Raw genomic sequence first — 13,103 nt, 5'->3', positions numbered from 1 at the left:
GATATATGGCTACATTTCTTGTGTTGGTGCATGAAAAAGGCCGCCTCTTCCTGTTTCTCTGGCTTCCTCCAATGCCCCAACCCATTTCTAGAGGTCGCCCTTGAGCGAACAGAAAAATGACCAGCGCGCGATCACACGACGTCAATGGCTAAGCCAGATCCCTATCCCCGCGATTGCCGCCATGTCCGTGGGAGCGATTGGCGTTCGCGAGCTGCATGCGGAGGTCGCGGGGCCGGCGAACGATCTCGGGGCGCGGGTCTATAACATTCGGGACTATGGCGCTAAAGGAGACGGCAGCACTCTCGATACAGCCGCCGTGCAGGCGGCGATCGATGCCTGCACGCATGACGGGGGCGGCACGGTCCTGGTTCCCGCAGGGACCTTTGTCATCGGCACAGTAGAACTCAAGAGCTATGTGACCCTGCATATTGCCGCCTCCGGCAAGCTGCTGGGAAGCGCCGATGGCAAGCAGTATCACGCGGTCGATGCCATTCCACTGAGCGGCGATACCACTTTGAACGATGGGAACTGGGCACTTCTGTTTGCTGTGAACGCGAAGAATGTAACGCTGGAGGGGCCGGGCACGATCGACGGACAGGGCTTTCAGTTTCACGCCCCGGTTCGCGGTACGCCACCGCCCAGCGGGCTTGGCGGGAACAAACGCCCCTACCATCTGCTTACCTATCGGTGCGAGGGACTCAGCGTTCGCAATATCGACCTGCTCGATTGCGCGTATCACAGCCTGCGCATCATCCAGTGCAAGCGCGTCCATATGGACGGCATCTATATTCACAATCGCGTGAATGGAAACAACGACGGCTTCCACTTCATCAGCTCCCAGTACGTCACGGTTACCAATTGCACGGTGCTGTCGCAGGATGATGCATGCGCGCTCTTTGGAAGCTGTAAGTTCGTCACGATTACGAATAGCGTCTTCAGCACCCGCTGGTCGGTCTTCCGCTTCGGCGGAGGCTCGCCGGAGAATATTGCGATCTCCAACTGTGTGCTCTATGAGGTCTATGGGTGCCCGATTAAGTTTCAGGGCAATCCAGGATCGCGCTACGAGAATATCTCCTTCTCGAACCTGATACTGAAAGACGTCACGGGCCCCATCCATATCAGCATTGGGCCACGGCCAGGCAAGCCCACTGTACCGGGGGGACCTGCAGTGCCATCGATCAACTATGAACCATCAACCGGCGCGGCTCCGGGTGATGTAACTCCGGTTACTCTGCGCAATATATCCTTCAGCAATATTCATGGAACAGTGACTACCAACCCACCACAACTCGCCGAATCCAAAGTAACCAGCACTGCCAACCCAGGCGAGCGCTACTCCTGCATCACGCTCAACTGCGTTGGCGACTCGACGATGGAAAATATCTCCTTCGACAATATCCATCTCACCTTTGGCGGAGGAGGCACTGCCGAAGATGGCGCGCGACGCGACCTGCCACAGGTTGCCGGGGAGTACTTCGCACTGGGGCCTATGCCTGCATATGGCTTCTATGCGCGCAACCTCCGCGGCCTTACGCTGCAGAATATCCGGCTCCAGGTCGCTGCTCCGGATCTTCGACCCGCGTTTATTCTCGACCACGTTCAGGACGTCGCCATTCTTGGCTTGAGCGTCGAGGGCAATACCTCGGCTGAGTCCGTTCTGCGCTTTATCGATAGCAAGGATGTCTTGCTAACCGCTCCACGCTTGCTCGCTTCCGCTGCGACCTTTCTGCAGGTGGAAGGCGCAGCTAATGAGCACATCGTGCTCGACGGCGGGGACTTCTCGAAGGCGCAGAGATCGCTTGTGCTGAAAGATCATGCAGCTGACAGTGCGGTCAGGATCAGAGACTAAAGGTGATATGTCATGCCACGGAATAAGAGCCGGTGCTCATATTCCGTGGCGTATAAGCCAGAACTCCCTCTGCCTCGTGATGCTAAAGCGTCACGTTTTGCGCTTCGCGTTACCTTGAACGTCGTTAATTATTCAACGAAGAAGCGGCTAACAGACTACGGCGTTTTCGCTTTCAATCGGTCCACAGCCTTACAGGAACCATCTCCACCGGCTTGCTCAATGAATTCAGGGTCAACCCGGTCGCCGGATCGGCCAGGGTATGGCGCGACCGAGATGCAGCGGCAACCAGCGTCTGAGAGGGAGACGTTCTTCAGGACGTACTCCGATGACACCGACTTTACCAGGATCTGTTGCGAGGTCATCGGCTGACTGTCGAGTGAGTAAGAGTCTTTTACGGAGTAGCCGATACCGCTAAAGGCAGGAAAGATTCCATAGTTGCTCTGCAACCACTTGGCAAGCACCGCGTGGCTGCCATCGAAGATGGTTCCTGCGTAGCTGAAGGTATGTGCCAGAGACGTGGGGACGACTGTTGCTGGAGGATCGCTAAAACCCTGAGCGAAGCATGCTGCCTGTGTAGCCGCGTCTGTCGGCTCATTACTACAGGCGTTTGGGGCCAAGGGAACATCGCGTTGGATGGCCAGGAAGACATTGGGCCAAGTCGCGAGCACTGCGTCTACTGTCTCCGGATGCAGTGGCCGGCAACGCATCGCCACCAGCACCTTAGTGTCGTCGTTCACCAGGCCTGAATAATAAGGGAGCTCTTCGAGCTTGAGTGGTGGAACATAAAGCGGCGTCGCTGTAACAAAGGCTCGTAAAGCACCGGGACGGGAGAGGGTCGTAACCGGGGTACCTGGGGCTAGAAAGCCGACACGCAGATAGTCGTTGGGTAGCGCTTCGCGCACCGTGTCACTTACGACAACCGGAGCAAGAGGTGGCGCTACGGCGTTGACGTGGTGAGCCGCACAGCCGGTTGCCAACAGCACGCCACTGATACAAACGATGGAGAGAGCACAGCGCATCGAGTACCTCCGTAAGGTATTTTTATTGTTCCAGGATGAAAGAGAGTGGCCCGACTACACGAAGAAGTAAACCTGCTGTGTCATGATGCGTGGTCTCCTTCGGGCTGTCAATAAAAAATAAGAGCGAGATGCCGGTGCGTGATCTCACACCCTGTCTTTAGAGACGGGACTACCGTAGAGCATGCTTTTATGTTCTTTGGGTAAAGATCACGGAACAACAGCAGGTAAGAATCGAGTTTCAGCCTCCGGCTTTTTGTCTATAGCCGAAAGAAGGCCCCGGGCCTAAAGGCCATTGCCTCCCTTACCCTCCGCCCCGCGACGCGGAAGCGTCACGGTTTGCGCTTCGCGCTATTCTGAATATTCCGATTTATTTATATGTAGCTTATTTCTGTCTCGTGCTGAACGGCATGTCAATGAACAGCGAATCTACAGATATCTTGATCATCGGCAGCGGGCCCGTAGGCGCCACCTTTGCGCGCGTACTCACGGAGCGTCTGCCTCAATGTAAGGTGCTCATGCTGGATGGAGGACCCAGGCTTACCCAGCAGGCCGGGATGCATGTGATGAATCTCTCATCGCACCAGGAGCGTTCTCGTGCTCAGCGTCTTTCTGAGGGACCAGTGAGAACTAAAATACCTTCTCCATCGGAAGGTCGCATTCCGGCACAACCTGGGACTTACCTCCTGGACCCCAGTGGCGATACGTTTGCGACTAGCGGTATGCCGGCAGCAGCGATGTCCACGAATGTAGGAGGCATGGGCGCACATTGGTCGTGTGCCTGCCCACGGCCTGCCATGGAGGAGAGAGCCTCGTTCCTCTCCAACGAGACATGGGATGAATTGTTGAGCACGGCGGAGCGGCTACTTCGAGTGACTCCTGGCGTCTTTCCCCTCGATGCCACCGCGATCGGGGTCTTAGCTGAATTGAGAAGAATATTCGGCCACGAGACGACGAATGATCGTCCCGTCGATTTCATGCCACTGGCGTCGACGAGAGCCGAGAATGGCGAACGCATCTGGTCGGGAGCAGACACCATCCTTGGAGAGCTGGCAGATCCGGAGACGAATCCAACTACGTTTGAGCTTCGTCCTCAAACCATGTGTCTCCGACTTATGATGAACGATCATGGAATCGACTATGTCATTACGAAAGACCTATCTACCCAACGAACTACGAAGATATATGCGAGAGTTGTGATCGTCGCAGCGGATGCGTTAAGAACACCTCAGTTGCTTTGGGGATCTGGATTGAGAGCGGATGCACTGGGGCATTATCTGAATGACCATCCACAGAGCAAATGCATCATTCAGCTTCACGAAGGCCTGGCGTCCCCCAAATCAAAGCCGCTTATTCCAACGAAACCTGATCATGTTTTAGGAATGTATTGGGTTCCATTCACTATGCCAACCCATACCTTTAGTGGCCAGGTTGTCCACCTCGATCATCTACCAGTCTCTGCCGATCCAGGAGCACCCAAGGTAGAAGGTCACTTTGCAATCGTTACCTGGTTTTGCAGGAAGGATCTTCAATACAGGGATTGCTTAGAGTTTTCAGATACAGAGGCAACTCTTCATGGCATGCCGTCCGTGAATATACAGTATCGACTAACGGAGATAGATAAGACTACAGCGGCTACATCCAGGGAGTTGATCAGGCGTGCGGCATCCGGGCTAGGGCGAGTTGTTGATGGGCTGGATGTTTGGACGCTGCCTTCAGGGAGTTCGCTTCATTATCAGGGAACCGTCAGAATGGGGGCAGCAGATGATGGGACTTCTGTATGTGATTCCCACTCGCAGGTATGGGGTACTACGAATCTTTTTGTCGCAGGAAATGGAGTGATTCCTACGGCAACAGCTTGCAACCCAACGCTGACATCCGTTGCCCTCGCAGTTCGCGCGTGTGAACGGATCGTTGAGATGCTTGCATGACTCGGCCTTAATGAGGCTGAAGGTGTTGGGTCGGGGACATGCCTAGCGATTTGCGAAACATCGCACAGAAAGCGGCGTGGCTGTCGTAGCCCAGGTTGGCTGCGATTCGTGAGCTTGTGTGGCCCTGGGCCAACCTTACCTGGGCCTCCAAAAGAAGCAACTGCGTTCTCCACTCCTGAAAGCTCATGTTGAGCTCTTTGCGGAAGAGACGCGCCAGGGTGCGGCTGCTCATCGAGATCTCTGTGGCCCAGTAGTCCATGCCTTCGCGCAGACTTGGCCGCCGTTGCATTCCTTCGCAGACCTTACGCAGACGCGCGTCTTTCGGCCAGGGAAGATGCAGCGGAAGTGTCTGCGTGAAGCGGAGTTCATCGCGAATGAGCGCGGCGAGATGGCTGCCTCGCCCTGTCTTTTCGTAGGAGCGTGGTTCCTGCAGCATGCTGAGAATCAGTTCGCGGAGGAGAGGAGATACCTCTACCACTGCGCAATTTCTGGAGGGTGCTGTGACCGTCTCATCGAAGTAGAGGGTGCGCATGCGAAGAGCACTTCTCATGTGGATGGAGTGCCTGGTCTTCGCTGGTACCCAGACCGCACGAGTGGGCAGCAGGACCCAGCGGCCTTCCCGCGTTGTAACCGTCATGGTGCCTTCTATAGCGTAGATAAGCTGCGCCTTGGGGTGTTCGTGGACCGGCACATGATCGTTCGCGGCATAGTCATAGGCCAGCGCCGCGACAGGACGATCCACGCGAAGACATTCTTGAAGGATGCGATCTGTCCGTTTGTCGATAGTTCTTGTCTGCATATCGTTTGAAGGACACTCTAGCCTTTTACTATACGAGGCATAGAACATCCCACAACGGAACAACATCTGGCTTATCGCGGCGGCAGCGATCATTGCACCCTTTATGGAGGTGCTGGATACTTCCATCGCGAATGTTGCTCTTCCGTATATCGCAGGGAATCTGTCCTCCTCGGTGGATGAGGCAGTATGGGTGCTTACCTCCTATCTGGTGGCGAATGCCATTGTCCTGCCGGTCAGTGGATGGATCTCCGGCCGCATCGGACGCAAGCGTTTCTATCTGACTTCTGTCGTGCTCTTTACGCTGGGCTCGCTGCTGTGCGGGTTTGCGCCGAATCTTCCTGTGCTGATTCTCTTTCGGGTGCTGCAGGGTTTGGGGGGCGGTGGACTTCAGCCCACGACCCAGGCGATTCTGGCCGATGTCTTTCCCAAGGAACGTATCGCCTCGGCCTTTACGATGTACTCCGTGGTCATCGTGCTGGCTCCAACGCTCGGCCCGATTCTGGGCGGCTGGCTGAGTGATAACTGGGGTTGGCGATGGATCTTCTTTCTCAATATTCCGTTTGGGATTGTGGCTTACTTCCTCAATCGAGAGTTACAGCCGGAGACAGAACGGGTACGTCTGGCCGCAGATTCTATCGATTACTTCGGCCTGCTGGGAATTGCCCTTGGACTGGGGTGCCTGGAGTACGTTCTGGATCGCGGAGAACGTGCGGACTGGTTTGCGTCACCCGTCATCATGGCCTGTGCTATCGTCTCCGGCGTGGCCCTTGTGCTGCTGGTCTTTCATGAGCTCTATCGATCGAGGCATCCGATTCTGCAATTGCGTATGTTGAGCAATCGGAACTTCGCACTCGCGAATGGCATGATCTTCTTCACTTACTTTGCCCGCTATGCCAGCACGGCGCTCCTGCCCGAGTTCACCCACGGGATGCTGGGCTATACCGCGACAGACAGTGGGTTGGTTCTCTCTCCTGGGTCGTTTGTGCTGCTGCTCTTTCTTCCGCTGACAACCTGGCTGATGAAGCGAGTCGATCATCGGCTGCTTATCGCGAGTGGACTGACCGTAACTACCGTGGCTTTCTATAAGCTGAGCCACTTATCCCTGGATGTTGATTATGGAGCGATCGTGAGGCTTCGCATCCTGGAAAGCTCCGGGGTGGCGTTGTTCCTGACTCCTGTGAGTGTTCTTGCGTTTTCGCAACTCAAATCCGGTAAGAACGATGCGGCGGCATCGCTGTATGGGTTGTTCCGCAATCTTGGATCGGCGATCGGTATCTCGGTGGTGAATACGATGTTGGTGCGCAGTGTTCAGGTGCATCGCACGTATCTTGCGGGTAGTTTGACGGCGGGATCTCCGCGAGTTATTGAGAGATTTGCTCATGCCTCTGCGTGGCTGCGAATGAGCGGAGGAGATAGTCACAGTACAGCTGCTGTTCGTGCTTTGGGACTTATTAATGAACAACTGAATCGACAGGCGACCCTTATGACTTATATGGATTGCTTCCGGCTTCTTATGGGGGTGTCTGTCTGTTTAATTCCGGTCGCGTTCTTTTTTGTGACGCGGGCGAGATCCAAGCCATGACCTTAGAGCATGTAATCAAATGCCATCGTATTCGTGTGGGCGTACGAGCGAGAACTTGATGACACGATCTAGGCAGTACGTTTGCCCAATCGATTCGAGAAGTCGAGGAAGACCAGGGCAGCGGGAGAGTAGCCGCCGGGATCCGGCTGCGTAAAGTCGCCCGTCTGAGGATCAATCTGTTGGCGAAATTCGGTATGCCGCATGATGGCAGCGCACCACTGCCGCATCAACTCGTTCAGTTCGACCTGCTTACCGTAGTGGACCATCCAGCGCGGAGCGCGCAGGGCCGTAAGCGCTTGTGACGCTCCGCCCCAGGAGTTGCGCGGGATAGGCCGAACAAAGGTGGGATCATCCAGTGCGATACTGCTCAGCGGATACGGCGCCCAGAAGGCACTGGGGTTGTGGATCTGCCGCGCCCACACAGCTTCAAAGATCGCCTGATCGCGCTTGTTCGATGTCTGCAGAACATGCTCGCCCAATACGCGGCTGATGACATCGGAGCGCACGCGGGCGAACTTGTTCTGCGCATCCAGATCGTAGAAGGCGGCATCCTCCGAACTATAGAGCTTGGCGATGATGAGTTGGCGAATCTTTTCAGCATCCGCCTGCCATCGATCGGCTTCGCTAGTCTTGCCTAATGCTCTGGCCATGCTGGCCAGAGCAACGCGGCCACCGTATACCGTCGCCGAGAGATCGGGACAGAGGCGCGGCATCGAAGCGAGGGGTGGGCACTTGCGCGCATCGGCATCGGGACAGCGATTAGGAATGCCGGCCCAGCGTGGACTGTTGTCGTGTCCGGTGTCGTAGGTGCAAAAGCCTTCCACCAATCCTGTCTTGCGGGTATCGCGATACTGACGGAGCCAGGCGTCCCAGCGGCTGCAGGCGTTATAAGCTGTCTCGAGAAACTCATGGTCGCAAGTGAGTTGCGCAAGCTCCCAGGCTGTCGCGGCGATGGGCACGACCATCTGTATCTGCCCGAAACCAACGTCGCTAATCTTGACGCTGGCGGGTAGTTGGCCATCAGGACGTTGCAGTGCGAAGAAAGCCATGTGAGTGTTGCGCGCTACCTGCGCCGCAGTGATTTCACCGGAAGCGGGATCAGGGATTGCGCACTTGCCTGACTTGTCGTGTGCAAGACCGGCATAGACCAGACTCTCGTGCGGACCGCACTCCTGCCATATGCCCTGATAGGTACTTCCTTCGAACAGAACAGGCTGCTTGAAGCTGGGAACTGTACGGACGTTTCCTGCAAGGACGCGGGCCGCCTCGTCTTTGGTGTGCTGCCAAGCAGTGTCAGCAGTAGCGACAGCCGGTTTGAGGGATTGTGCAAAGACCTCAAAGGGTTTTGAAGCAGCGAGTGTTCCCGCGAGCATAGTAGCGCCGACGAGAAATGATCTGCGATCCTGCATGATTCTGAAAGAATACGCGAAAGATACGGTATGGAAGAATGCGATGACAGAATAGTTATCCTGTCACCGCATGACACACAACTCAGCGCGCTTATTGCGGCACGAAGATCAACTCCTGATCGTTTGCAGGCCATGTCTTGTAGGTAGAGGTTGAGGACGGATCCCAATCGCGAATCGGCGCAGTGACGCTGCTGGAGAGATCTGCTGCGTCAAGAGCCTTTCCGGAGAAGCTGAGTGCGAGGCCGCTGTAGCGATTCATCAAGCGGTATTCGGGAGTTGATTTCGCTACGCCATCCTTTGTCTTGATCTCTTCGAACCGCCATTGTTGCCGTGACAACTCCGGTGCCGATGTCGACGATATCGGTGCGGCGAGACTTACAGAAGCGCCCCACGCGCGCCCGGCGCTGCCATCGGCTACCTGAAGGTACTTTCGTCCCTGTTCGATGGAGAAGTAGCCATCGTCCGTTGGGACAAAGGTCCACTTGTTGTCTTTGGTGCAGGAGAAGGGCTGTCTTCCGTTGGCATGTTGAATGCTGTAGGTATCGGTTCTGCTTCTCGCTCCATTCGCGCTCGAATAGTAGGTAGGAGGCGCGGCACCTGCATCGAGGTTTACGGTGACGGGAATATATTCCGAACCATATGTGCTGCAGTCGATGGTGCAGTAGGCCAGGAAGGTCTTGCCCAGGTTATTGGTGGAAGTAAGATTTCCCGCATCGACCATCCACCAGTACCAGGCTCCGCTGTTGGTATAGGGAACGCCTCCCGCGTAGGTCCACTGCTGGCCGGCCAGATCATTCGAAACATAGAACAGGATTTGATTGGGTCCCACTACTTCGGCGACGTACTTCTGAAGGTAGACGTCCCAGGCAACGTTCGTGTTAGTGAAGCCGCTTTGACCGTAGGTATTGAGGTCGTTCGCAGTCTGTTTGGAGATGGGTTGAACCATCGTCTGCTTGATCACCGGATCACCATCGGCGCCGATGTTGCTTTCCATCGAAGCCGAAGCCTGGCCTGTGGCGCAGGTGGTGGTCACAGGATCGCAGGTCCAATCTATTCCCAGTGTCTGGCTCCAGGTTCCGTTGTAGTACTTTTCCCATGATTCGGGAGCCATCTTTTGGTTGATTGGGGCGCGTGCTACATGCTCCCAGTTATGATTGCCAAAGCCTGTTCCAGAGGGAGTCATGATTCGGCTGAAGTAAAACAGGTAGAAGTATCCAGAGGCTGTATCTACGATGAGCCGAGGATCGCCATCGCCGTAGTCGTAATAGAACTCGCTGTTGTCTCCCACACCATAGGGAGAGGTTAGGATAGGCGCTTGCAGCGTCCAGGTGTTTCCCTGGTTGGTGGAGATCGCATAGGAGATTGCGTCCATGCGAGGAGCATTGGGGTAGAGCTCGTTGTGGACTACGCCATACCAATTTCCTGTATCGGGATCGACCCAGACTCCGATCACGTCGCAGAAGTTTCCATCCGCATAGGCGCCGGCGCCCGGCGTTCTTCCTGCTACACCATAGAACGCCGTATACACAGGGCTGCCCGTTTCGCACATCGTCTGCGTGTTGTAGATGGAGTGAGCCGCGGAGAGGGCGAGGTTGGGATCCTGTGCGTTGACTCCCGTGTAGAAGTCCCAGATGTGGTCACCCGGAGCCGTGTCGTATTGGCTATAGGCGTTCTGGAGATAGAACGTGCCGTTGGTGTCGAGGAATAGATAGTTGGGCGTGTCTGATCCAGGCGACGCCGACACCGCGGAAGAGCTTGAGCTGAAGGTCATCGTCTCGGACGTACGTGTATTCACGGCGAAGGTGGTCTGCGCCGTCAAGACGGGGTAGTACACGGTGCCCGCCTGGCTTGCGGATAGCTGCACCTGTCCTCCACCGGTCAGCGTAACCGTGTTGCCGGAGATCGTGGCTGGACCGCTGACTACGGAGTACGTTACGGTCCCAGTACTAGCCGATGTTGCAGAGACTGTGAAAGGCGCATCGCCGTATTTGTGGGATGGGATAGGTGCAAACGTCAGAGTCGTCGGACTTACTGCAGCGAGGGTGATGGCTTGATTCGCGCCAGAGACATTCAAATTGTTGTCGATGGTTACCAACGACCCGGTGAGGATTCCTGGCCCTGCAAACGCCGTCGTGACGACATCTGTGCAGGAAGAGTTCGGTGCCAAAACTGCGGGAGCCGAAGTAGATGAAAGTTGCGGGCATGTCGAGTTGCTTGCGAGCGTAAAGCCGGACGAGACGCTGGGATTGCTTCCGGAAGACGGCGTCTGGAATGTAAGGCTCTGGTTGCCGATATTGGTGATGGTTACTGTCTGAGGCGTAAGAGCTGTGGTCGCAAACCGCACGATCGGCGTATCCGCAACGTCCTCTTTCACCACGATGCTGTTGTTGTAGTCCGTGATGTAGATATTTCCACTTCCATCCACAGCTGCGCCAGCAGGAGCTGACAAGCCCGTTGTGGACACGGTGCTCTGGATATAACTGCTGCCCGATGGAGTCTCCTCCACCACAAGACTGCCGTTGCCCATGAGGTAGATATTGCCGTTGGCATCCACCGCTATACCGTTGGGATTGTAGGAGGTTCCAGAGAGAACGATGCTCTGCGTATAGCCGGCAGCGGAAGGCGTCTCCTTGAGCACACGTTGGTTGCTGCTATCGGCGATGTACACATTTCCACTGACATCCACCGCTACGCCGCGCGGATAGCCCAACCCGGTGCCTATGGTGCTCTGGATGTAGCCAGTTGCAGAAGGCGTCTCTTTGAGCACGCGGGCGTTGTAGGTATCGGCAATGTAGACGTTACCGCTTCCATCTACGGCTACAGCATAGGGATCGTACAGACTGCTGGCTACGATGGCCCTCTGCGTGTAGGTGCTGCCTGACGGGGTCTCTTCCAACACGCGACCATTACTGGAATCGGCGATGTAGACATTTCCAGCGCCATCTACCGCGATACCCAGAGGAGCACTTAGTCCGGTAGCCACCGTGCTTTGTGTGTAGGTGCCTCCTGAGAGTGTCTCCTTCAGAACACGGTTGTTGCCGATATCTACAAAGTAGAGATTCCCGCTTCCATCGACCGCTATGTTCATGAGATGACTCAGGCCGCTACCGGCCACGGTGCTTTGCGTGCCTGGGGAGTAGGTGATCTGTGGGCCTGAACCGGTGCCGTAGATGTAGCCCGTTGCAATCACGGTTCCTGAGTTGTTGAGTAACTCGATGGCGCCGCTTCTGCCTCCCGCATAGGTGGGCGTAAAGGTCAGGTTGACCGTGCAGCTATCCCCCGCAGCGTAGGTGTAGGACGTTCCATTCGTCGTGCAGGTTCCGGTTCCAGCATCTGCGAAGTCGAGGTTTGCTTTGCCCTGCGTCAACACAGCGGGAGTGCCGATCGTGCCTCCCGTGATGAAGGTGAAGCTGGTTGAGATTACCTGGCTCTTACTTCCGATGGCCTGAATGCCAAAGTTCTCCGCGGCCGTCTGGAGCCACACCACACGGTTGTGCTGGGAGTCTGCGATGTACACATCTCCGCTCCCGTCCACGGCTACGCCATAGGGGTTGGATAGTCCGCTACCTATCAGCGTGCTCTGGGTGTAGGTGCCCGCTGATAGTGTTTCCTTGAGGACCACGTTTGCACTGTAGTCCGTGACGTAGACATTTCCACTCGCATCCACGGCTATGCCAGCAGGAGCCACGAGGCCGGTGGCGGAGACGGTGCTTTCGGTATAGCTACCCGTTGAGAGAGTCTCCTTCAAGATGAGATTCTGGTCGCCCAGGATATAGACATCTCCGCTTGCATCGACCGACACAGCGACGGGAGTGTACGAGGTTCCGGAGACCACGGGGGTCTGCGTATAGCTGCCTGCAGACAGCATCTCTTTCAGCACACGGTTGTTAGCGGTGTCGGCGATGTACACATCTCCGCTTGTATCGACTGCCAGGCCGCGGGGAGCGTTCAGGCCGGTGATGATAATGCTCTGGGTATAGCCGCTTGCAGAGGGTGTCTCCTCCAGCACACGGTTGTTGTTCGTGTCGGCGATGTACACATTGCCAGCCCCATCCACGGCTACGCCATAGGGGTTGTTCAAGCCGCTGGCCACGGCACTCTGGATAAAGCTGCCCGCGGAGAGAGTCTCTTTCAAGACGCGGCCGTTGGCGGAGTCCGCGATGTATATATTCCCAGCCGCATCCACCGCTATGCCGAGGGGAACGCTCAAGCCACTGCCCACCGTACTCTGCCCGCCGCTGAAGGATGCGGTCTGCGCCGGCATGGATGTGCCGGCGAGACACAGGAAAGCCGCCACGATGGCAATCGCACCCCGTCTGCCGTCTCTGTGCTGTTCCGCTAAAACCGAGGAGGTATTTTTGATCTTGCGGGAAAGGGCACACATCGACTGCAGGGAAGCACGGCTGGGCATGGTCAATCTCCTGGATAATGCAGAGGAAACAATACGGTTGAAAAACACATAAAAAGAATCTTCTGTAGATGGAACAAGAAAGTATCCGTAATGATCGCGAAAGTCA

General features: G+C 56.0%; 7 protein-coding genes. 3 read left to right on the top strand and 4 right to left on the bottom strand.

The genetic code is table 11. The features are described 5' to 3' along the window. The first annotated feature begins 100 nt into the window (after positions 1-100). Positions 101-1,849, top strand: a complete 1,749-nt coding sequence (locus tag GSQ91_RS07930; RefSeq protein ID WP_254064417.1) for a glycoside hydrolase family 28 protein — start codon at positions 101-103, stop codon at positions 1,847-1,849. A 155-nt stretch (positions 1,850-2,004) separates the two neighbouring features. Here GSQ91_RS07930 and GSQ91_RS07925 read toward each other — a convergent pair whose 3' ends face one another. Then, positions 2,005-2,868 (bottom strand): hypothetical protein, encoded by an 864-nt coding sequence (locus GSQ91_RS07925; protein WP_158820875.1) that lies wholly within the window; start codon positions 2,866-2,868, stop codon positions 2,005-2,007. A 413-nt stretch (positions 2,869-3,281) separates the two neighbouring features. On the opposite strand from GSQ91_RS07925, the gene GSQ91_RS07920 reads away from it, so the two are divergent. Continuing rightward, on the top strand, positions 3,282-4,796 hold the full coding sequence (locus tag GSQ91_RS07920) for a GMC oxidoreductase (RefSeq protein ID WP_158820873.1): 1,515 nt from the start codon (positions 3,282-3,284) through the stop codon (positions 4,794-4,796). Positions 4,797-4,803: 7 nt separating this feature from the next. Here GSQ91_RS07920 and GSQ91_RS07915 read toward each other — a convergent pair whose 3' ends face one another. After that, positions 4,804-5,538, bottom strand: a complete 735-nt coding sequence (locus tag GSQ91_RS07915; protein ID WP_158820871.1) for a helix-turn-helix transcriptional regulator — start codon at positions 5,536-5,538, stop codon at positions 4,804-4,806. Between the two features lie 103 nt (positions 5,539-5,641). On the opposite strand from GSQ91_RS07915, the gene GSQ91_RS07910 reads away from it, so the two are divergent. Then, positions 5,642-7,177, top strand: a complete 1,536-nt coding sequence (locus GSQ91_RS07910; protein WP_371417102.1) for a DHA2 family efflux MFS transporter permease subunit — start codon at positions 5,642-5,644, stop codon at positions 7,175-7,177. Between the two features lie 68 nt (positions 7,178-7,245). Here GSQ91_RS07910 and GSQ91_RS07905 read toward each other — a convergent pair whose 3' ends face one another. Continuing rightward, complete coding sequence (locus GSQ91_RS07905) at positions 7,246-8,586, bottom strand: alpha-L-rhamnosidase (RefSeq protein ID WP_216845136.1); 1,341 nt, start codon at positions 8,584-8,586, stop codon at positions 7,246-7,248. Positions 8,587-8,677: 91 nt separating this feature from the next. Further along, positions 8,678-12,997, bottom strand: a complete 4,320-nt coding sequence (locus GSQ91_RS07900) for an SBBP repeat-containing protein (protein ID WP_158820867.1) — start codon at positions 12,995-12,997, stop codon at positions 8,678-8,680. Positions 12,998-13,103 lie beyond the last annotated feature (106 nt).

Origin of the sequence: Granulicella sp. S156 (assembly GCF_009766105.1) — a bacterium.
Classification (GTDB): Bacteria; Acidobacteriota; Terriglobia; order Terriglobales; family Acidobacteriaceae; genus Granulicella.
This window is presented reverse-complemented; position numbering and strand designations above follow the sequence as displayed.

What these genes read in the sequence shown, in the direction of transcription:
- GSQ91_RS07925 (WP_158820875.1), bottom strand. Translation starts at nt 2,868, where the DNA reads ATGCGCTGTGCTCTCTCCATCGTTTGTATCAGTGGCGTGCTGTTGGCA.
- GSQ91_RS07900 (WP_158820867.1), bottom strand. Translation starts at nt 12,997, where the DNA reads ATGCCCAGCCGTGCTTCCCTGCAGTCGATGTGTGCCCTTTCCCGCAAG.
- GSQ91_RS07920 (WP_158820873.1), top strand. Translation starts at nt 3,282, where the DNA reads ATGAACAGCGAATCTACAGATATCTTGATCATCGGCAGCGGGCCCGTA.
- GSQ91_RS07905 (WP_216845136.1), bottom strand. Translation starts at nt 8,586, where the DNA reads ATGCAGGATCGCAGATCATTTCTCGTCGGCGCTACTATGCTCGCGGGA.